The sequence below is a fragment of the Pararhizobium sp. LjRoot238 genome, from assembly GCF_964252955.1.
Classification (GTDB): Bacteria; Pseudomonadota; Alphaproteobacteria; order Rhizobiales; family Rhizobiaceae; genus Pararhizobium.
Genome location: NZ_CAXUPP020000001.1, coordinates 1,872,317 through 1,893,748 on the forward strand (window position 1 = coordinate 1,872,317; position 21,432 = coordinate 1,893,748).

Below are 21,432 nucleotides of genomic sequence, written 5' to 3' on the forward strand. Positions count from 1 at the left end.
TCATTCCCCTCCCGTCGGGCCGGCGCGCGGCGCCGACATTACCCGGCCGATGTAGTTTTGCGGCTCGGACAACGCCTTGGCGGTGGCATCCATGTAGCGCATCGCCGAGCCGGCCTGCAGGCTCAAGAAGGCGCAAACCGCCAGAAGCATGAGGACCGGGGCGATCTCGATCAGGAAGACGCGCGGGATGGTACCTTCGATCGAAGTCCAGAAGGTGCGGATGCCGACGCGGTTCATCGCGATCATCGCGGCGAGACCGGACAGGATGAGCAGCGCGGTATAGGTCCATTCCGCTCCCGAAACCGGCGCGTCGCCGCCGAAGCTGCCGGGATTGAAAAGGCCATGCAGCATGGCGAATTTCGCAAGGAAGCCGGAGAGCGGCGGAAGGCCCGAAAGCAGCACGGCGCAGGCAGAAAAGCAAAGGCCGAGAACGGCCATCGTGCCGGGCACGGCAACGCCCTCCTCCTTTTCCTCCTCGTTCTCGTCAATATCCCCATAGGCCTCCATCGTCACGGCCAGAACGTCGGCGCCGGCGTCGCGGGCGCGTTCCACCAGTTCGATCAGGAGAAACAAGGCGCAGATCGTCAGCGTCGAACTGACGAGATAGAACAGCGCGCCGCCGATGACCGCACCATTGCCGAGACCGATGGCGGCGATCAGCGTGCCGGAGGAAACCAGCACGCAATAACCCGCCAGCCTGCCCATCGCCTGTGAGGCAAGGACGCCGATCGCTCCGAAACCGATGGTCAGCAAGCCTCCGTAGAGCAGGATCGATTGTCCGAAACCGGCGGAATTCCCGGCATCGCTGCCGAAGAGCAGCAGCGAAAGCCGCAGGAGGATATAGACGCCGACCTTGGTGAGAATGGCGAAGATCGCGGCCACCGGCGGTGTTGCGGCCGAATAGGCTGCGGGCAACCAGAAGCCGAGCGGCCACATGCCGGCCTTGACGAGGAAGGCGATGCCGAGAAGGGCAGCCCCCGCCTCCATCAGCATCCGGTTTTCTGGACCGATCGTTCCGATCCGCAGCGCAAGGTCGGCCATGTTGAGCGTGCCGGTCGCTCCATAGATCATGCCGACGCCGATCAGGAACAGCGAGGATGCGGCGAGGTTGACGGCGATATAGTGCAGGCCGGCCTTGACGCGCATCGGCCCCGAGCCGTGCAGCAGCAGCCCATAGGAGGCCGCCAGCATCATTTCGAAGAAGACGAACAGGTTGAAAAGGTCGCCGGCGAGGAAGGCGCCGTTCAGCCCTGCCAGCATGAGCTGGAAGAGCGAATGGAAATGGTGTCCCGCCCGGTGCCATTTGGACATCGAAAACACCTGTGCAGCCAGCGCCAGAACTGAGGTGAGGACCAGCATCAGCGCCGACAGGCGGTCGAGCACGAGGACAATGCCGAAGGGTGCGGGCCAGTTGCCGAGCAGATAGACGATCGCTCCGGAATCTCCATCGCCGGACGTGGCCGCCGCCCGCATGAGAATGACACCGGCAAAAAAGACCACCATGGTCGAGGCAAAACCCAGGACGCCTTTCGGCGTGCGATTGCGCTCATCGACGGGGATCAATACCGCCGCTGTGACCAGCGGCAGCAGGATCGGCAGGACGATCAGGTGGTGAAGCCAGTTCACGCCGCGCTACTCCCTGCCGTCCACATGGTCGGTTCCGGTGAAGCCGCGCGAGGCGAGCAGCACCACGAGGAAGAGCGCCGTCATGGCAAAGCCGATGACGATGGCGGTCAGCACCAGCGCCTGGGGGATGGGATCGGTGTGCGTCAAGAGCCCGCCGGCGCCGCCGGGCTCCAGCAGCGGCGGCGCATTCACCCTGAGGCGCCCCATCCCGAAGATGAAGAGATTGACGGCGTAGGAGAGCAGCGACAGGCCGATGATGACCTGATAAGTGCGTGGCCGGAACAGGAGCCAGACGCCCGACGCGGTAAGTGCGCCAATGCCTGCGGAGAGCACGAGTTCCATTACGCGGTCTCCTTCGCAGCCGCTCTCGCCGCCCGGATGGCCTGCGCCCGCGGTGCGCGTACGGACTGGTGAGCGAGTGCGATCAGGATCAGCACGGTGGCACCCAGCACAAGCGAAAAGACGCCGAGATCGAACAGGATCGCGCTGGCCAGCGGTACCGTGCCGACGACCGGGAGTGAAACGTATTGCGAATGCGAGGTGAGGAACGGATAGCCGAACAGCCATGAACCAAGGCCAGTTGCGATGGCAATGACAAGGCCGATCGCCATCCAGCGCAGCGGGTGGATGCGCAGCCGTTCCTCGACCCAGCGCGTGCCGCCGGCCATATATTGCAGGATGAAACCGATCGACATGGCGATGCCGGCCGCGAAACCGCCGCCCGGCAGGTCGTGACCGCGGAAGAACAGGAAGGCCGCCAGCATGCCGACGACGGGGAACATCCAGCGCATGATGACCGAAGGTACGAGCAGGTATTCAGCGATGCTGTCGCCCGTCTTGCGGTGCGGATGCTCGTCGTCATAGGCGTTCTGCACGCGCTGCTGTTCGGGCGTTTCCAGGCTTTCGGTCGCCGGGCGGAAGCGCAAGAGCAGCGCAAACACCGTCAGCGCCACGATGCAGAGCACGGCGATCTCGCCGAGCGTGTCGAAGCCGCGGAAATCCACGAGGATGACGTTGACGACATTGGTGCCGCCGCCCTCCTTGTGGGCGCGCTCGAGGAAATAACTCGAAATCGTCTCCGGCATCTCGCGGCTCATCATCGTGTAGGAGACGAGCATCATGCCGAGGCCGGCAAACAGGGCGAAAGCCAGATCGCGCAGACGGCGCAGGCGCACTGGCATCGTCATCATTTCCGGGTCGTCGGGGTCTTCGATCCGTTTCGGCAGCCAGCGCAGGCCGAGCAGGATCAGAACCGTCGTGACGATCTCGACGAGCAGCTGCGTGACCGCGAGATCGGGCGCCGAAAGCCAGACGAAGGTGATGCAGGTAACGAGCCCGGCGCCGCCGAGCAGCACGAGGGCCGCCAGCCGGTGGAATTTCGCCTGATAGGCAGCGCCGACGGCGCAGACTATGCCGATCAGCCAGATCAGCGCAAAGGCCGGATCGATGCTGCGCAGAACGATCGCCGCCGGCTTGAAGCCCTGCGAAAGCAATGTGATCGCGCCGGCGAGTAAAGCAACGGCAACCAGGATGCGCATCTGCGGCTGCAGGCGGCGTGTGCCGGCCCGCATCTCGATCGACCGCGCCCATTTCCACGACAGCGTGACGAGCACGCGCTCGAAAATGCGCTGGCCTTCGAGACGACGGAAGAAGGGTGGACCCTCGATGCTGGTGGCGAGGTAGGACTTCATGATCAGGAACAGGCCGCCGCCGCCGACAAGCGCGATCAAGCTCATGAGCAGCGGCACATTCCAGCCATGCCAGACCGCGAGACTGTAGACCGGCGTTGCATCGCCGAGCACCGATTTGACGGCCGTATGCAGGAAGGGGCCGATGGTCCAGGAGGGGACGATACCGACGACGAGGCAGGCGAGCACCAGGAATTCGATCGGCGCGCGCATCCAGCGCGGCGGTTCGTGCGGCATCTTCGGCAGGTCGTGGGGCGGCGGGCCGAAGAAGACGCTGTGGATGAAGCGCAGCGAATAGGTCACGGCAAACATGCTCGCCAGCGTCGCGACATAGGGGGTCACCGTGTCGAGGATGTTGTATTTGTGCGTCTCGATCGCCTCGGCGAAGAACATTTCCTTCGACAGGAAGCCGTTGAGCAGCGGCACGCCGGCCATCGAGGCGCTGGCGACCATGGCGAGTGTGGCGGTAAAGGGCATGTATTTGAAGAGGCCGCTCAGTCGTCGCATGTCGCGCGTGCCGCTTTCATGGTCGATGATGCCCGCCGCCATGAACAACGACGCCTTGAAGGTTGCGTGGTTCATCGTGTGGAAGATCGCGGCGACCGCCGCCAGCGGGCTGCCGAGGCTGAGCAGCACGGTGATCAGGCCGAGATGGCTGATCGTTGAATAGGCGAGCAGGCCCTTCATGTCCTGCTGGAAGATCGCGAAATAGGCCCCGAGCAGCAGCGTGCTCAGCCCGGTCATACCCACGATCCAGAACCACGCGTCGGTGCCCGCCATGACCGGCCACAGCCGGGTGAGCACGAAGATCCCGGCTTTGACGAGGGTTGCCGAGTGCAGATAGGCCGAGACCGGCGTCGGTGCGGCCATGGCATGCGGCAGCCAGAAATGGAACGGGAACTGCGCGCTCTTGGTCAGTGCGCCGAGCAGGATGAGGATCAGCACGGTCGCGTAGAGTGGATCGTTGCGGATCAGGTCGCCCGAAGAGAGGACAAGATCGAGATCGTAGCTCCCGACGATATGGCCGATCAGCATCAGCCCGACGAACATGCACAGGCCGCCGGTGCCGGTGACCGTCAGCGCCATGCGGGCGCCTTCGCGGGCATGCGCATTGTGGTGCCAGTAGCCGATCAGCAGGAAGGAGACGATGCTGGTCATTTCCCAGAAGATCGCCAGCAGAATGAGATTTCCGGAAAGGACGAGGCCGAGCATCGCGCCCATGAAGGCGAGGAACAGCGAAAAGAACCGCGGCACGGGATCGCTGGTCGACATGTAGTAACGGGCGTAGACGACCACGAGCAGGCCGATCGCCGTCACCAGGCTCGCGAACATCCAGGCAAAACCATCCATGCGCAGGGTGAAATTCAGCCCGAGTTCCGGGAGCCAGTTCACTTCGTAGCGAAGGACCTCGCCGGACGCGACGATCGGATAGAGACCAGCCGCTGTCGCGAGGCAAAAGAGGGCGACGCTTCCGGAAAACCAGGCGGCGGCGGTGCCCTTGTCGGTCGGAATGCAGATTGCAGCGAGGCTTCCCGCGAAAGGTGCGAGGACGAGGACCAGAAGCAATGTTTCCGCGATCTCGATGTGCCCGTTTCCTCAAATCTTTCCGACTGAAAGGACCGCGACGGGCCCGCGAATGCCATAGCGTTCGTGTGCCGTGGCGGGTGCCCGAAGCGCGCCGCGAAGGGTGCAGGGGCCTAGTGTTTTTTATGTGTGATTTCAGCAGTAATGCCAACCCATCGACACTATAAAATCCACCGCCTGCGGCAATTGGTTTCGATGCGCATTTCCGGAAATATTCGGGCGATTTTTTGTAACGGAATGTAATTGCCCCATGGCCGGAAATGTTTCGACACAGAAAACGGCCGTGTCGGCCGGCCGGGCTGCGTGCGTTTTGGTCCGCCGCTGGTATAAGTGCGGCATGGACACAACACCGCACATACTGGTCGTCGATGACGATCTCGAGATTCGCCGCCTGCTCGGAAAATATCTGGACGGGCAGGGTTTTCGTGTCAGCCTTGCAGGCAGCAAGGGCGAGTGCGAGGCAAAGCTCGCGGAACTGAAGATCGATCTTCTCGTTCTCGACGTCATGTTGCCGGATGGGTCAGGGCTCGATCTCTGCCGTGCGTTGCGCGAGCGTGCGCCGCAGCTTTCGGTCATCCTGCTGACGGCGCTGAAGGAAGATGTCGACCGGATCATCGGCCTCGAATTCGGCGCCGACGACTATCTTGGCAAGCCGTTCAACCCGCGTGAACTGGCCGCTCGCATCCGAGCCGTCCTGCGGCGTGGCCGCAGCGACCCGCAGCCCGCAGGGGGGCGGCAATATGTCTTTGCCAACTATGTCGCGAATATCGAAAGCCGCACCCTGCTGTCTCCCGACGGCACGCCCGTCGATCTGACCGGCGGCGAGTTCGAATTACTGATGGTCTTCCTGCAGCGTCCTGGCCGCGTTCTCTCGCGCGAGTCCCTGCTCGACCTAACGCAAGGGCGGACCGCCGACCCCTTCGACCGTTCGATCGACATTCTTGTCAGCCGGCTGCGCCGCAAGCTCGGCGATGCCAGCGTGTTCAACATACTGAAAACGGTGCGCAACAAGGGTTACCAGCTCGCGGTTCCGGTTGAACGGAGCAACTAGCCATGTGGTCGCTGCGCACCCGGTTTACGGCGCTGCTCGTCATCTCGGTGGTTCTGGTGCTGGTCGCCGCGGCCTTCGTGACGGCGACATTGCTGCGCAGGCCACCGGAAGCCGCGTTTGATCTCGCACTGGCCGAACGGGCGGAACTCGCGGCCCTGTTGCTGCGGGCGGACCCGTCTGCCGCGGAAAAGATGCACATCCGAATACTGCAGAAGCCGACGCAGAACCGTATCGATCAGGAGCATACGGACAACGTTCGCGCCGAAGGCAGGCGCAAGGGGTACACATCCGAGGTCGTCGTGCTGGAAAGCTTCAAGCCGCATTCCAAGGGTATTGCCGTTCGCCTTGATGGTGACCGCTGGGCTTACCTGGATTTCCCTGGGCCCGGCCCCGGCCCGTTTCCTCTTCTGCCGCTTGCCGCCTACCTCACCCTCGTTGCGATCGGCATGGCTGGTATCGCGATCTATGCCAGCAACGTGATGATGCGGCCGCTGCGCCTCCTCGACGAGACGATCGCCAAGATCCGGCCTGACGGCATCATTCCGGAACTGCCGGAAACCGGGCCGATGGAAGTGCGTACGACTGCAAAGACCATCAACCGTCTGGCGACGCGCCTCAATGCGGCGGTATCGAGCCGCATGCGGATGATTGCGGCTGCAGGTCATGATATGCGCACGCCGATGACGCGCATGCGGCTTCGGGCGGAGTTCGTCGGCGATGGCGACGACCGGCAATCCTGGCTCAAGGATCTCGAGGAACTCGATCATATCGCCGATAGTGCTATCCGTTTGGTGCGTGAAGAGGTCAGCCCAGTCGCGCGGGAACAGGTGGCGTTGGACGCGGTTGTTCGTTCGGTCGCGGCAGAGATCCGCGAAACAGGCATGCCCGTCGAGCAGGGCGCGATCGCGCCCGTCTTCGTCAAGGGTGCGCCCTTTGCGCTGAAGCGCGCCATCCGCAATCTTGTGGTGAATGCCGCGACGCATGGTCAGGGCGCCGGTGTCGCTCTTTCCAGCAATGGGGCGGAAGCCGTGCTGACGATCGCCGACAGCGGTCCCGGCATCCCGCAGAACCTGCTCGACCGCGTCTTCGAGCCGTTCTTCCGTGTCGATCAGGCGCGCCGGCAGCTTGTGCCCGGTGCCGGTCTGGGTCTCGCCATCTCGCGTGAGATCATCGAAAACCACGGCGGCACGATCACCATCGTCAACCGCAGCGAAGGCGGCCTCCTGCAAACCGTTCGCCTGCCGCTGTGTACGCCTGCGCAGGATTGATTGCAGGTTTCCCCGCGCCGACCATTCCTCGACGTTTGTGATCCTTTAAAGAACTGCGAGGGCAGCGTCGCGGACCTATCGATGCTGCAAACGAAAAACGCGGCCGATCGAAATCAGCCGCGCTCTATATTTTCATGTCTGTGCCGTCAGTAACCTGCGGACGTTTTGCCCTCGTTGGCCTTACTGTCCGGCGGCTCGATGGCCGAGCCGCCGCCGAGGGCGACATTCAAGGCAACGTAGTTGTTGGCCAGGTTGCGGATGCCGGCCGCGAGCGCGACCCGCGACGTCGCGAGCGAGCGTTCCGCATCGAGAACGTCGAGCAGCGAGGTCGCACCGCCCTTGTAGCTTTCGCGCGCAAGTCCAAGCGCCTCCTCGTAGGAATCGACGACCTTGCGCAGTGCCGCGACGGTCGCGTAGTCGTTGCGCAGCGCAACCAGCGCGTCCTCGACCTCCTCGACGCCGTTCAACACGGTCTGCTTCCAGGCGAGATACTGCTGTTGAGCGGAGGACTTGGCGATATCGACATTGGCCTTCAGCCGGCCGCCGTTGAAGATCGGTATGTTGAGGCTTGGACCGAAGGACCAGCTGGTGAGACCGCCGCTGGCAGCGGAAGCAACGATGCGCGAACCATCGATGGAGCCGCTCAGCGTCAGGCTCGGATAGAGCTGGGCTTCAGCGACGCCGATCGATGCCGTGGCAGCTGCCAGTTGGCGCTCTGCCCTGCGGATATCCGGACGGTTGCGGACCAGGTCGGCGGGAACGCCGGCCTTGGTGTTATAGCGCGGCGAAGGTTGCGCCGAACCCTTGGTCAGGCTGGCGGTGACGGAGGTCGCCGGCAGGCCGAGCAGGGTGGCGATATGGTTTGCTGACTGATTGAACCCTGTCTGATAGCCAGGCAATTCGGCGAGCGTCGAGTTCACGAGGCCTTCCGCCTGAACGACGTCGAGACTGGAAGCCGCACCCGCCGCCTTGATGTCCTCCGTCAGCTTCAGGGTTTCGCGCCGTGAGGCGAGGCTCTGCTGCTGCAGTGCGTAGGCTTCCTGGTTGTAGCGCGCCTCGATATAGGACGTGGTGAGGTCAGAGAGATAGGCGAGACGAGCGACGTTGACGTCATCGTAGGCGGCGTCGAGCGAAGCATTCGCCGATTCCTTGGCGCGGCGATACTGGCCGAACAAATCGATCAGCCAGGATGCATCGGAACCGCCAGAGAGCGTTTTGGTTTCGCTGTGATCGCCTGAGCCGCTGTTTCGACGGAAAGAGCCATCCTGTCCTTCGACCGTGGCGGATCCGCCCGCGTTGATTTCCGGCAGACCGCCGGCGCCGGCAACGATGACGCTGGCGCGGGCTTCGATGATACGCTCCAGCGACTGCTGGACATCAAGGTTTTCACCCATGCCCTGGGCGACGAGGCCGTTCAATTTCTTGTCGCGGAAGGCTTCCCACCAGGGGTTCAGCGTTACATCGGCAGCTTCCGCATGGCCGCCTTGCGAGAATTTTGCCGGCAGTGCTGCGTTAGGAGCCTGATAGTTGGGGCCGACAACGCAGCCGGAAAGAAGAAGAAGGCTCAAAGGAAGGAGCACTTTTGCTGTTTTCATCTGGATCCCCATCCGGCCCGTCCCGAGCCGGTAACAAACGATTCACTTTTCCCGTCTTTAACATTTTCCGCGCCGCTGGCGAGGGAACAATTGCAAAGATGGGGGGTAAAAGGGCCATCCCCAGGGTCAGGTGTTTCCCAAGTGCCACGGATTGGCCATGTCGCCTCTGATTTCAAGGGGCATGGAGAAAATTTCCCGGCAGGCGGTAATTTTCCTGCCAGCGCTCCGTTTTTGGCCAAGCGGGTCGCCCGAATCACCAAAGACAGCATGACCCATAAAGGTTGCGCGTATCTAAAGTTTTTCGATGCGGTATCGAATTGCTTCCGGCGCGGTCGAAGGTCGCGCGCTCTGAGGTTGACGTTGCAGGAGCAGCCTGCGTCCGGCGATCATCGCCGATGACGGTTCAAGCTGCTCATGATATCGATCGCGGGCCGCGTCATGCCTGCCCGATGTCACGCCTGCCCGATCAGGAGGCGGTCAGACCCAGAGTTCGCGGTTGCCGAACTGCTCGCCGTCCTGGAAATTGCGGGTGCCGATGAGGGTGGCCGGTTCCTCCTGGCCGCTTTGACCATTCGAAGCTGCCATCTGCTGCGCCTGGGCCTTTCGAGCTTCCGCCGCTTCCAGCGCTTTGAGCTTCGCCTGAAGTTCGGCGATTTCCTCGGTTATTTCCGCCTTGTCATCCTCGGTCTTGGCGTCTTCAAGTTCGGTTTGCTTGGCTTCGATCTGCGCCTGCAGGGAAGCGATCTGGGCACTGCTGTTGCTGCTCGTGCTGCTGGTACTCGACGTCGATAGGAGTGAGGTGCTTGAAATCGCTCCAACCATTTTGTTTCCTTTGCGTTTTCGTTTCGGACGTATGAGGAAACGCATCGATCCACTAACGAAAGCTGACCGCAATCTTTAAGAAATCACCACTGTTTTCCTGAGGAAATGGGGGCTGGAAACATCCCGGATACGTGCCTGTTCTGTCACCATCTGCTGAAAGAGGACGATCTGACTATCAGAGGTGCCGGTTTCCGAGGTTTCTGAAAAGATTATTCCGCCGCCGGCTGCGCGGGCGCAGCGATGTTCTCAATGGCGCGTTTATCGGCGGGCTGGAAATTTCGCTTTCCAGACATGTTCTTTGGTTGCGGAGACACAAAGAGGAAACGTTGCAATACAAAAATGTCGACAGCGGAAACAAATCGATACAGGTGCCGGCGTCGGATTTGCCCGTGCGCAGCTTGCAGATGCGGCTGATCTCCGTGTCAACGGCCGTGCTATGCGCGAATCACGAAATGAGCAAGCGAATCAAGCGGCGAGCCACCGCCGCTCACGCGCAAAATTGGCGAGGTCATTGGCGCTCATCGGCCGGGCAAAGGCATAGCCTTGCAGGCCATGACAGCCCAGATCCTTGAGGATGCGGGCATGCTCCATCGTTTCGACGCCTTCGGCGATGACTTCGATGCCCAGCGATGTGCCGATGTCGATGATCGAGGCGACAAGCTGGCGCTGTTTCGCAGAGGTGAGGATCGGGATAACCAGCTGCCGGTCGATCTTGAGGCGGCGCGGCGTGAGCTTCAAAAGACTGACGATCGAGGCATAGCCGGTGCCGAAGTCGTCGATCTCAATGTCGATGCCGAGGTTTTTGATCTGCTCGATATTGGACAGAACGGTCATGTCGCTTTCGTCGAATGAAATCGATTCCAGCAATTCGAACGAGACCTTACCCTTCGGAATAATCAATTGGCTGAGGCGGTCAATCAGTTTCTCGTCATGCAGCCGGTGATAGGAGAGGTTGACCGATACCTTTGGAATATCGATGCCGCTCGCTTCCCAGCGGCGGGACTGGAAGAGGGCCTGTTCGAGAATCCTCTGGTCGATCTCGGAAAGGACGTTGATGTCCTCCGCCGTCTTGAGGAAGGCGTGCGGCGCCAGCAATCCCTTGGTCGGGTGGTCCCACCGCGCCAGCGCCTCGACGCCCGTGATGTCCAGGCTGGTCGGGCAGAATTGCGGCTGGAAATAGGCGATGAATTCGTTTTGCTCGAGCCCCCGCAGGATTTCGTCCGCGGTCTGCTTCGTCTTGAAAACCGCCGTCTTCAGCGAATGGGTGAAAACTTCGTGCCGGTTGCGGCCGCGGCGCTTTGCTTCGTAGAGCGCAATGTCGGCGTTTACCAGTACGTGGGTCAGCGCCTCCTCCCGTTTCGCCTGGTGTGCGATGCCGATGCTCACGCCGATGCGGCAGTCCTGCTCCTTGTATTTGACCGGCACGCTCATGGCATCGATGATGCGCTGTGCGAGTGCGGCGTCATGGCCCTCGACGCCGCCATTGCGGGAGATGATGACGAACTCGTCCCCGCCGATGCGGCCGACGAAATCGTCGTCGCCGGTGTTGGCGCGCAGGATCCGGGCGGCATGCCGCAGGATTTCATCGCCGGCCGCGTGGCCGAGGGTGTCGTTGATTTCCTTGAAGCGATCGAGATCGATGTGGAAAATGCTGGCGAGGTCCTGCGTCGCGGCGCTGGCACGTCTATCGGCCAGAATCTCGTCGAGGTAGCGCCGGTTCGGCAACCCCGTCAGAGGATCGTGCAGGGCATTGAATTCCATGCGATGCCGGGCAGCTTCCAGTTCGGCGCTGTGCGCCTCGGCCTGTCCTTTGGCTGCTTCAAGCCGCTCGCTGTTTTCGACATCAGCCGTCACGTCCCAGTTGACGCCGACGATTTTTTCTCGGCCTCCGGCACCGGTATAGATCGAACCGACCGCGCGGATATGCCGTGTCTGGTTACCGGGCAGGCGAATACGGAATTGCGAGATATAATTTGCGCCATGGAGAAGGGCGTCGCTGAATTCCTCTTCTGCCCTTTGCAGGTCGTCCGGATGCAGCGCATCGCGCCAGTCCTCGTAGACCTCGCGGACGTCGCCGCGCAGGCCGTAGAGCTCCTTCATCCGGTCGTCCCACAGGAGTTTGCCGGAGGAAATGTCGAGCTCCCAAATGCCGATCTGCGATGCATCGAGTGCGATCTTCAGGCGATAGGACAGTTCCTGCAATTGGTCCTTGTTGTGCTCAAGCACCCGGATGTTGCGTTGCCGCTCCTGCATCAGCCGGCCGGTGACGAACATCGGTACGAGGATGAAGAGGCCACCGAGCAGAATGAGGCTTCGGATCAGCCATGCGTTCGGCGGCGTGTCGACCCACCCACCCTTCGGCACGGCGCTGATTACCCAGGAACCGCCCGGCAGAAAGACGCTGACTTCGACCGGATTGGCGCCTTTGACAGCACTGTCGCCATAGAACAACGCGCCGTCTTCGCCCAGCCCATCACGTCCCGAGATGGCGATGTCGAGGTCCAGCGTTGGCGAAAGAAGGCCACTGTCCCGATAGAGCCGATCGACGTCGATGATCGCGGAGACGATGCCCCAGAAGCGGTTTGACCCGCCGCCCACGGAAAGAGAGACCGGGAAGCGGCCGATCAGGCCCTTGCCGCCCTGAACCAGATCGAGTGGGCCGGCCAGCACCATCCTGCCGGAGTTGCGAACGCGCATCGCCGCAGCACGCTGGTTCTCGTTCTTGCGGTAATCGAGCCCCAAGACCTTCTCGTTTCCCTTCATCGGATAGACGAGAGAGACGACGAGATTTGGCGCGGCCGCGATGTTGCGCAGCCGCGAGCGCTCGTTGAAAAGGTTGCGTGCCAGATCTGAGAACCGCTTCTGGGTCATGCCGGGCTCTGTCACAATCGTCGCGATCAGGCCGCGGACGAGCTGGATATCGCCATTGATATTGGCTTCAAGCCGCGAACGGATCGGGTCAAGCTCAGCAGCGACGGACGCGCGGGCGTTGGCGGCATGCACCGCGCGGTTTTGCTGCTCGGCAAATATTCCCGCCATGGCGACGATCACGAGAGCAACATAGGTCGGCAGATAGTTCGGTTTGAAAAACCGAGCAATCTTTGACGTTCTAAATACGGTCGATAATTTCGAAAACACGCAAGCCCCAAAGCCGTTCTTCCAGCAATCGGGCCGCATTGTTGCAAAGCCGTCTTAACAATATGTGCCGCAAAGTCCTGATTTCAGGTCGCGCGCTTACTTGGATTTTTTCTTCTCCGGCAGTTTCTTACGATCTGTTTCGGCCAGTTCCTTGAGTTCCTTTTCCGACATGGATTTTTCCATGCTCCTGGAAGCACCCTTGAGCTCGGATTTCTTCATGTCGCCGCGTTTGGCGGCGAGGGCTGCGCCGGCCGCCTTCTGCTGGGCTTGGGATTTCGCAGGCATCGTCTTTCTCCTTCGGTCAGATGCTGCCGACTAGAGCCGGATGATTTTAGGTCGAATCGACCTAAAATCTGAATCCGCTCTAGAATTAAAGAAGTAGAGCATGATGTCGCCCGAAAACCGCTTACACTTTTCGGCATCATGCTCTAACACTTGTCAAGCTAAATTGGTTCCCTCACCTCATCCAGATTGCCGTCAGGCTGGCCGATCATCGCCAGCAGTGTTTCAAGCCGATCCGCCTCCCGCGGTCGTTTGTCCGGTCGAAGCCTGGAAATGCGCGGGAAACGCATGGCGACGCCGGATTTGTGCCGGGTGGAAAAGTTGATGCCCTCGAAGGCAACCTCGACCACAAAACCATGGTCCGGCTCGGCCCGGATCGAGCGAACCGGACCAAACCTTTCGACGGTATTGTTGCGCACATAGCGGTCGAGGACTTCGAGCTCCGCGTCGGTAAAGCCGAAATAGGCCTTGCCCACCGGCACGAGCACGTCCTTGCCGTCGCCTTCCGTCCAGACGCCGAAGGTGAAGTCGGAGTAATAGCTCGACCGCTTGCCGTGCCCTCGTTGCGCATACATCAGCACAGCGTCGACGTTGTACGGCTCGCGCTTCCACTTGAACCAGGGTCCCTTCGACCGGCCGGACGTATAGGGCGAATCCAGCCGCTTCAGCATGATGCCTTCGATGACGGGATCAGGCGGATCGGCGCGCAGCCGGTCGAGTTCCTCCCAGCTCGAAAAAGGGACGAGCGGCGAAAGATCGAAACGGGACGGTTCTGCCTTTTCGATGAGCGCGGAAAGCTCCGCCCGCCGCGTCAGGAAACTTTCCTGCCGGATATCGCGCCGGCCGGTAAACAAGAGGTCGTAGCCGCGGATGAAGGCCGGATATTCCTCCAGCATCTTGCGGGTCACGGTCTTTCTGTTCAGCCGCTGCTGCAGGTCGGAGAAGGTCCGGGTGGCGCGGTTGGTGCGCATCGTGCCGCCGACCAGCAGCTCGCCATCGACGATGCCCTCGAAGTCGGCCGCCTCCAGGATATCCGGGAAAGCACCGGAAATATCGTCGCCGCTGCGCGAATAGAGCCGGCGCATGCCTGCCAGATTGGCAAGCTGCACGCGGATGCCGTCCCATTTCCACTCGGCGGCAAAGTCCTTGGGGTCGAGCGCAGCAAGGTCGCTGTCGCCGACCGGCGTTGCCAGCATCACGGCGTGAAAGACGGCCGGCACGTTCAGTTCCGGCTTGTCCGCCTTGCCGTCGAGCCAGCGAAACAGCGCCGTGTACGGCGGCGACAGGCCATGCCACAGCGTCTCGATCTCGGTGATATCGACATTGCCCATGTCGGCAAGCGCCTGCTTGACGAGCCGTGCCGAAACGCCGATGCGCAAGCCGCCGGTGATGAGCTTGAGGAAGGCGAAGCGGCTTGAGCCTTCGAGCTGATCAAGCAGGTTGCGGACGAGTCCATGCACATTGGCGCGTCCGGCCATTTCGAGCTGGTGCATGACGGCGCCGAGCGAAAGATCCTGCTCCGCTTTTTCGCCGCCGGATTGTCTCTCCCAGACCAGCGAGATCGTTTCGGCGAGGTCGCCGACATAATCATAGGAATAGCGGAACAGCACCTCGTCCATCCGCTCCAGCACAAGCTGCCGCAAGACCTGCGGCTTCACGGTCTTCAGGGTCAGCGTGCCGGCGATCGCGGCCAGTGCGTAGCCGCGATCGGGATCGGGGGCGTCGCGAAAATAGTCCGCCATCAGCTTGATCTTGGCGTTGCGCTGCGGGGTAAGGACCAGCCTGTCGAGCAGTTCGGCGAAAGCGCGCATCGGCTATTCCCCTTCGTCGTCATAGCCGACGAGATGCAGCGGCCGGGCGGCGATGCCCTGCAATTCGCACCAGCGCACAAGGGCCTCCTCGCGGCCATGCGTCACCCAGACCTGGCCCGGGTTGATCTCACGAATGGTTTCGGTGAGTTCCGGCCAGTCGCAATGATCCGAAATGATCATCGGCAATTCGACGCCGCGCTGCTTGGCCCGCTGGCGCACCAGCATCCAGCCGGAAGCGAAGATCGCGACGGGATCGGGGAAGCGTCGCGCCCATTTGTCGGCGAAGGCGGCAGGCGGGCCGATGACGACTGCTCCGGCAAAGGATTGTTTGTCCTGTACGTCAAGGGTTGCCGGGCGAATGTCGCCGAGGCTGATGTCTCGTTCCTCGTAGTAATCGCAGAGCCTGGCCAACGCGCCATGGATGAAGATCGGTTGGTCGTAGCCCGCTTCCCGCAAAAGGGCGATGATCCTCTGCGCCTTGCCGAGCGCATAGGCGCCGATCAGATGGGCGCGTTCGGGAAACTGACGCAGCGAGGTAAGAAGCTTGGCGACCTCGCCACGATCGTCGGGATGGTGGAAGACCGGCAAACCAAATGTCGCCTCGGTGATGAAGACATCGCAGGGAACCGGTTCGAAGGCGACGCAGGTCGGGTCGCGGCGGCGCTTGTAGTCGCCGGAAACGACGATGCGCGTGCCGCCCGCCTCCACCGCGATCTGCGCCGAACCAAGAACATGGCCGGCCGGATGAAAGCCGGCGGTGACATCGCCGATGGTGGTTCGGGCGCCGAGCACGGCTGCTTGCGCGCTAACGCAGAAGGCATCGCCATAGCGAATGCGCATGATGTCCAGCGTCTCCCGCGTCGCCAGCACATGGGTGTGGCCGGCGCGCGCATGGTCCGCATGGCCATGGGTGATCAGTGCCTTTTCGACCGGCTGGACGGGATCGATATAAAAGCCGCCCTTCTCGCAAAAGAGACCCTTGGGCGTCGGGTAGAGCAGCGTTTCCGGTTTCATGGAAACGAAGATAGCTGGCAATCCACTGGCTGCCAGCTATCGCGATGAATTTTTATGGCCGTCAGGCTGCCGGGTTCAGCGCGAGGGTCTCGGAGATCAGGTCGAGCACCGCATCCGCATCGATCGCCGTGCAGACGTTCTGGCTCGGCAGATTGTCCCAAGCGCTTGGAGGGAAGAGATGATCGTCGGCCTTCTGGATCGTCTGGCCATCGGCGATGCCGCCGCAGACGACCCGGATCGCACCGCTGCGCAGCGTGAAGAGATGCGGCGCGACGACGTAGACGCAGGCGCAGCTATCATGGATCACCATACCGTCGTCGACGTGCTGCTCGTAGAAATCGATGTAGAATTGCGAGATGTCGGAGAGCAGTTTCGCCCGCTTGCCGCCGGTTGCGACGATGGCCGCCAACCTTGCGCGCGTCATCACCGTCTGTTCGGTGACGTCGAGCCCGACGACGACGACCGGCCAGGGAGCAGTCATCACCGCGTCGGCGGATTCGGGGTCGCCGTGGATATTGGCTTCGGCGGCAGGCGTGATGTTGCCGCGCATGTCGAAAGCGCCGCCCATGATGACGACTTCCTTGACGAGGACGGCAATGTCCGGATCGTCGCGCAGTGCCAGCGCCAGATTGCTCATCCGGCCGACGGCAACCAGCGTCACTTCGCCGGGATTGGCGCGCACGGTCTCGATGATGAAGCGATGCGCGGGGCGTGGATCGCAGGCAAGATCGACCGTTTCAGGAGCGCCGATATTGCCGAGACCGTCATGGCCATGGATGCCGGTCGGCCAATCGACATGCGGGCGCGTCGGATCAAGCGTTTCGCCAAGTCCCCTGGCGACAGGGGCGGGGATGTCCCATTGCTGCTTCAGATACAGCGCGTTGCGCGTCGTCGTCTCGATCGACGCATTGCCGAATACGGACGTGATGCCGATCAGGTCGATCTCGGGGTGATTGTGCAGGAAAAGCAGCGCCATCGCATCGTCGACGCCGGGGTCCGTATCAAAAATTACCTTGTGCATGATGCCTTCTTTTCGTTGCTTTGAAATGTTTCCGGGCTTCGGCGAGTGAAATCGGCACGTTGTCGAAAAGTCAACCGTGCCATTGTCACGCCACGCGTCATTGGAAGCGCCGGATGCTGAAGGGCGTGAGGTCCGCCGTCTCTCCGGACGTCAGGAGTTGGGCGATCTTCCTGCCGGTGATCGCCGAAAGCGTCAGGCCGAGATGACCGTGGCCGAAAGCGAGCGCGATGCGCGGGTCGGCCGGGCACAGGCTGATCACCGGAACCGAGTCCGGCGTCGATGGCCGGCGGCCCATCCATTCCGTCCCGCCGGTTTCCGGCAGGCTCGGTACGTAGCGCCGCATCTTCTGGCGCATGGCGGCGGCGCGGGCGAAATTCGCCGGGGCTTCCGGCTTCGCCAGTTCCACCGCCCCGCCGATGCGCAAGGCATTCTCGAGCGGCGTGGCGACGAAGCCGTGTTCGGCGAAGAATACCGGCAGGTCCAGCGTCACCTGCGGATTGGTGAAGGTGGTGTTGTAGCCGCGCTCGGTCTCGAGCAGGACCCTCAGGCCAAGCCCGCGCACCAGCGTCCGCGACCAGACACCGGCCGATATCACCACCTTGTCGAAGGTCGCAGGCGTTTGTCCCCTGGCGAGGAAGGTAACGCCGTTGGCCTCCTGTCGAACGCTCTCCACTTCGGCATCGACAAGCGTGCCGCGCTCGCGGACATAGGCTTGAAGCTGTCTGAGCAAAACGAGCGGGTCGAGGAAAGTCTGGTAGCCGGCGGATAAGACGCCGCCGGCGAAGTTGCCTTCAAGCGCGGGTACTCGGGCCCGAGCCTGTTTGGCATCGAGTTTCTCGACCGTATGTCCAAGCAGCGCCGCGTTCTCGCTTGCGTGGCGAAAAGCAGCATCAACGGCCTTTTCACTGTCGAAGATCGTCAGCGCGCCGGTCGGCTTCATATAACCGGAAAGGCCGGTCATGCGGGCAAGATCCTCGTGTGCGCCAAGGGCCTCGCGCATCAACCCCAGCAAAGCAGTGCGCGAGCGCTCGACCTTGGCCGGTGTGGAGGCCATGAGGAGATTGACCAGCCAGGGCGTCAGCGCCGGCAGGTCCTGCCAGCGCAGGGTGAGCGGCCCGAGCGGATCGAGCAGCCATTTTGGCGCCGACAGGATCATGTCCGGACGCGCCAGCGGATCGATTTCGGGCACCGCGAGAATTCCGGCATTGCCGACCGAAGCGGGCAGGCCGCCCAGGTCCCTTTCGAACACCGTGACGTCGTGACCCTGCTCGATCAGGTGGACGGCGGTGGCGCATCCGATGATGCCTGCCCCTGCGATGCCAATGTGCGCCATGTTCTGCCCCGAGCCTACCTTTTGCCTCCGCCTGTCTTCGCCCGCCATATGGTTTCGATCAAGCCGTCTCTCCCAATTTTCACTGCAATTTCCCTGTTCCGTTCGGAACAGCGTGCAACCCTGGCTTTTGAGAGGATCGGTTTCAGAAGAGGGGATTGGCTCCTCTTGGACAATCAAAGGAGAAACGGCATGCGCAAGATTATACCTTTCGTCCTCATCCTCGCCACCGCCATGGGCTCGATCGCCGTTCAGGAAGTCGCGGCGAAGGGCGGTGACAACGGCCGGGGCGGGCGCGGCGGCGGCGAAAGCATGGGATCGCGCGAACACGTCTACACGCACTATCAGAACCCCAACTTCCGCTACCGGAAGGGGAAGGTTCTTTGCACGGTCAAGGGAACCTCGGGGATGGTCTACGAACAGGACCTGCGCGGCTGGCGCCGTGTGCCGAGTTGCAGCGGCCGTTACTTTTTCGACTGACGGCCCGGTTCGACCATCCTCGGGCGGCCGGCAAGATGCCGGCCGCCGCGAAAATATCTTTATGCCGGTCATCGTCGCCAAGGTCAGAGACGTTTAAACTTCCGAAACATCGCCAGCGTAGACTGTTGTCTCGTTTCACAATGGTCGGAGTTGAGCGAATGACGGAGCGGCGCGCGTGAAGTCGGTCTTCAAGAAGATACGCCTCCCACGGAAGGTCATGTTCGTCATCGCCGGGGTGCTGGTCCTGTCCGGTGCATCGGGCGCGTTTGCCGTCTATTCCGGCACGGATGTGCTCCCGGGCGTCGGCATGGAGAAAGCCCCTTCGCTCTCGGGCCTTGCCTGCACCACCGTCGAGACGCTGAAAATGCGGCGCAGCGGCCAGCGCTGGATCCGCAAATTTGTGAGCACGGAGACTGCCGACGGTGTCGATCGCGTGCGCACGGCGTTGCGGATCACCGGCCTGCTTGCCAAGGAAGAAAAAGCCGATCTCTATCAGGTTATCGTTCTCGACCAGGCCGGACCGCAGGATCGCGCCGAGCGCCGCGGACCCGCCATCGGTGCGGAAGTGCTGTTCGCGCCCGATCCGACCAAGATGCCCGGCATGAGCACAGCGTTCGTCGCGCGCTACAATGACGGCAAGGCAAATACTGTCGGCCTGTTCCATGGCCGCGAAGTCGCTCTCTCGACCGACGATATCAAGAGCACGATGACGGCGATGGACGACAAGTCGGATTGCTTCGATCCCGTCGCTGCCGCTGCCGCTGCGGCCGCGGCAGGAGCCGCTGGATCGGCATCGGGTGCGCATGGCGACGAGGCTGCTGTGCCTGAACATGGGGAAGAGGCAGCGCCGGAGCACGGCGAGGTCAAGGCCCAAGGAAAAGGCTTTTTCGGCTCATTGATGGCGATGGTTCTTGGTGGTGACGAGAAGCCTGCCGAAAGTCATGAGCAAGTGCCAGGTCACGGCGAGGCCGAGGCGGTCGTGCCGGTTCATGATGCGCCTGCCGAAGACGTGGCCGGGCATGTACCGCACAACAAGGAGCCGCCGGCAGTAGCCGACGGCCATCAGGAAAACGCCGAAGCCAATTAGGTTTGCAGGCGTGCGGTCAGTCCGCCTTGCTGCGGCGAGCCGGGAACAGGATGATGTCGCGGATCGACGGCGCGTTGGTGAGCAGCATGATCAACCGGTCGACGCCGATGCCGAGACCACCGGCGGGCGGCATGCCCTGGTCGATGGCATCGAGGAATTCGTCGTCCAGCTGCTTTGCCTTCTCGCCGCGGGCATGGGCCTGTTCGAGCTGCTCGACCATGCGGGCGCGCTGCTCTTCCGGATCGTTGAGTTCGGAGAAAGCGTTGCCGAGTTCCCAGGTGTTGCAATAGGTCTCGAAGCGTTCGACGAGGCGCGGTTCGCCCGGCACTTCCTTGGCAAAGGGCGAGATGTCCTTCGGGAAATGCGTCACATGGGCCGGCTGGATCAGTGTCGGCTCGACCTTCTCCTCGAAAATGAAGGCCAGGCATTCGCCCCATGTCGCATCCTTCTCGACTTCGAAGCCGGCAGCCTTGGCGGCAGCGCGGGCCTCTTCGTCGGTCTTGAGGCTGAGGAAATCGATGCCGGTCTCTTCCTTCACAGCATCCGGCATCGGCACCCGGCGGAACGGCCCCTTGAAGGAGATCTCCTTGTCGACGAAGGTGAACTCCGTGCTGCCATGGATCGATATTGCGAGCTCTGTGAACAGGCGTTCGACGAGGTCCATCATGTCCTCGTAGTCGGCATAGGCCCAGTAGCACTCCATCATCGTGAATTCGGGATTGTGACGGGTCGAAACGCCTTCATTGCGGAAGTTGCGGTTGATCTCGAACACCTTGTCGGTGAGGCCGGACACCAGGGTGCGCTTGAGATAGAGTTCCGGCGCGATGCGCAGGAACATGTCGAGCTTCAGCGTGTTGTGGTGTGTCTTGAAGGGCTCGGCCGTGGCGCCGCCATAGACCGACTGCAGCATCGGGGTCTCGACTTCCATGAAACCGTCGTCTTCCATGAAGCGGCGGATGCCGGAGACGATCTTCGAGCGCTGCTGGAAGCGGAGCTTCGATTCCTCGTTCGTCATGATGTCGAGATGGCGCTTGCGATAGCGCAGCTCGATGTCGGACAGGCCATGCCACTTTTCCGGCATCGGCAGCAAGGACTTGGTCAGCATGGTTATCTGCTGTGCATTGATCGTCAGCTCGCCGCGCTTGGTGCGGCGCACGACGCCGGTGACGCCGATGATGTCGCCGAGATCGATCATCGGCAGCAGCGCGCGCGCTTCTTCCGGGGTCGTGTCCTTGTGGGAAAAGATCTGGATCTTGCCGGAGGCATCGCGGATATCCATGAACATGCCGGAATTGCGCGAGGAATAGACGCGGCCGGCAACGGTGACGACGTCCTGCGTTTCCGTGTCGGGCTCGAGGCTCTCGTACTTTTCCGCCAGCTCACCATTGGTGATCGTGCGGTGGAAATGCGCCGGATAGACGTCGCCGATCTGTTCGCGCAGCATCTTCAGCTTCTGGGCGCGGACTTCGGTGACGTCGGAGGAGAGGGCTGTTTCCTGGGTCTTGTCGTTCATTGTTTTTCGCCTCATCGATGCGGCATGAATTTTTGTTCGCGTCTTATCGTCGGACGCAGCGGCTGGCGCGGTTCCCAACCCTCCCCCTTGTGGGGAGGGTCGGAGCGAAGCGGAGGGGAGGG

16 protein-coding genes are annotated in these 21,432 nt (G+C 61.9%); 4 read left to right on the forward strand and 12 right to left on the reverse strand.

Annotated elements, in window-relative coordinates; translation table 11 throughout:
* From ACSQ3F_RS09185 to ACSQ3F_RS09195, 3 genes are read right to left on the reverse strand one after another with little or no spacing between them, the layout of a single operon-like run.
* Window positions 1–1,626: a monovalent cation/H+ antiporter subunit D gene (locus ACSQ3F_RS09185; RefSeq protein ID WP_436099931.1), complete on the reverse strand. Its 1,626-nt coding sequence runs from the start codon at window positions 1,624–1,626 to the stop codon at window positions 1–3.
* A 6-nt stretch (window positions 1,627–1,632) separates the two neighbouring features.
* Window positions 1,633–1,968: a Na+/H+ antiporter subunit C gene (locus ACSQ3F_RS09190; RefSeq protein ID WP_436099932.1), complete on the reverse strand. Its 336-nt coding sequence runs from the start codon at window positions 1,966–1,968 to the stop codon at window positions 1,633–1,635.
* The gene (locus ACSQ3F_RS09195; RefSeq protein ID WP_436099933.1) at window positions 1,968–4,880 is read right to left on the reverse strand and encodes a monovalent cation/H+ antiporter subunit A; all 2,913 of its coding nucleotides are present in this window, start codon (window positions 4,878–4,880) and stop codon (window positions 1,968–1,970) included. Before ACSQ3F_RS09195 ends, ACSQ3F_RS09190 begins: the two co-directional genes overlap by 1 nt.
* A 355-nt stretch (window positions 4,881–5,235) precedes the next feature.
* Between ACSQ3F_RS09195 and ACSQ3F_RS09200 the strand changes: the two genes are divergently transcribed.
* Window positions 5,236–5,949 (forward strand): response regulator, encoded by a 714-nt coding sequence (locus ACSQ3F_RS09200; RefSeq protein ID WP_436099934.1) that lies wholly within the window; start codon window positions 5,236–5,238, stop codon window positions 5,947–5,949.
* 2 nt (window positions 5,950–5,951) lie between these two features.
* Window positions 5,952–7,217, forward strand: coding sequence for an ATP-binding protein (locus ACSQ3F_RS09205; protein WP_436099935.1), 1,266 nt, complete (start codon window positions 5,952–5,954; stop codon window positions 7,215–7,217).
* A 146-nt stretch (window positions 7,218–7,363) separates the two neighbouring features.
* Here ACSQ3F_RS09205 and ACSQ3F_RS09210 read toward each other — a convergent pair whose 3' ends face one another.
* From ACSQ3F_RS09210 to ACSQ3F_RS09245, 8 genes are all read right to left on the reverse strand, one after another.
* The gene (locus tag ACSQ3F_RS09210; protein ID WP_436099936.1) at window positions 7,364–8,812 is read right to left on the reverse strand and encodes an efflux transporter outer membrane subunit; all 1,449 of its coding nucleotides are present in this window, start codon (window positions 8,810–8,812) and stop codon (window positions 7,364–7,366) included.
* A gap of 477 nt (window positions 8,813–9,289) precedes the next feature.
* Window positions 9,290–9,634 carry a hypothetical protein gene (locus tag ACSQ3F_RS09215; protein ID WP_436099937.1) on the reverse strand — a complete coding sequence of 115 codons (345 nt, stop codon included), beginning with the start codon at window positions 9,632–9,634 and terminating at the stop codon, window positions 9,290–9,292.
* Between the two features lie 465 nt (window positions 9,635–10,099).
* Window positions 10,100–12,772 (reverse strand): bifunctional diguanylate cyclase/phosphodiesterase, encoded by a 2,673-nt coding sequence (locus ACSQ3F_RS09220; RefSeq protein ID WP_436099938.1) that lies wholly within the window; start codon window positions 12,770–12,772, stop codon window positions 10,100–10,102.
* A gap of 96 nt (window positions 12,773–12,868) precedes the next feature.
* The gene (locus ACSQ3F_RS09225; protein WP_436099939.1) at window positions 12,869–13,057 is read right to left on the reverse strand and encodes a DUF3008 family protein; all 189 of its coding nucleotides are present in this window, start codon (window positions 13,055–13,057) and stop codon (window positions 12,869–12,871) included.
* A 158-nt stretch (window positions 13,058–13,215) separates the two neighbouring features.
* Window positions 13,216–14,865, reverse strand: a complete 1,650-nt coding sequence (locus ACSQ3F_RS09230; protein ID WP_436099940.1) for a cisplatin damage response ATP-dependent DNA ligase — start codon at window positions 14,863–14,865, stop codon at window positions 13,216–13,218.
* A gap of 3 nt (window positions 14,866–14,868) precedes the next feature.
* The gene (locus ACSQ3F_RS09235) at window positions 14,869–15,879 is read right to left on the reverse strand and encodes a ligase-associated DNA damage response exonuclease (protein WP_436102091.1); all 1,011 of its coding nucleotides are present in this window, start codon (window positions 15,877–15,879) and stop codon (window positions 14,869–14,871) included.
* A gap of 61 nt (window positions 15,880–15,940) precedes the next feature.
* Window positions 15,941–16,900, reverse strand: a complete 960-nt coding sequence (locus ACSQ3F_RS09240; RefSeq protein ID WP_436099941.1) for a nucleoside hydrolase — start codon at window positions 16,898–16,900, stop codon at window positions 15,941–15,943.
* 97 nt (window positions 16,901–16,997) lie between these two features.
* Window positions 16,998–18,233 carry an NAD(P)/FAD-dependent oxidoreductase gene (locus ACSQ3F_RS09245; protein ID WP_436099942.1) on the reverse strand — a complete coding sequence of 412 codons (1,236 nt, stop codon included), beginning with the start codon at window positions 18,231–18,233 and terminating at the stop codon, window positions 16,998–17,000.
* Window positions 18,234–18,422: 189 nt separating this feature from the next.
* On the opposite strand from ACSQ3F_RS09245, the gene ACSQ3F_RS09250 reads away from it, so the two are divergent.
* Together ACSQ3F_RS09250 and ACSQ3F_RS09255 are read left to right on the forward strand one after the other, a co-directional pair.
* Window positions 18,423–18,710 (forward strand): hypothetical protein, encoded by a 288-nt coding sequence (locus ACSQ3F_RS09250; protein WP_436099943.1) that lies wholly within the window; start codon window positions 18,423–18,425, stop codon window positions 18,708–18,710.
* A 175-nt stretch (window positions 18,711–18,885) separates the two neighbouring features.
* Complete coding sequence (locus tag ACSQ3F_RS09255; RefSeq protein WP_436099944.1) at window positions 18,886–19,797, forward strand: hypothetical protein; 912 nt, start codon at window positions 18,886–18,888, stop codon at window positions 19,795–19,797.
* A 16-nt stretch (window positions 19,798–19,813) separates the two neighbouring features.
* On the opposite strand, the gene lysS is transcribed toward ACSQ3F_RS09255, so the two are convergent.
* Window positions 19,814–21,310: a lysine--tRNA ligase gene (lysS, locus tag ACSQ3F_RS09260; protein WP_436099945.1), complete on the reverse strand. Its 1,497-nt coding sequence runs from the start codon at window positions 21,308–21,310 to the stop codon at window positions 19,814–19,816.
* Window positions 21,311–21,432: the final 122 nt, after the last annotated feature.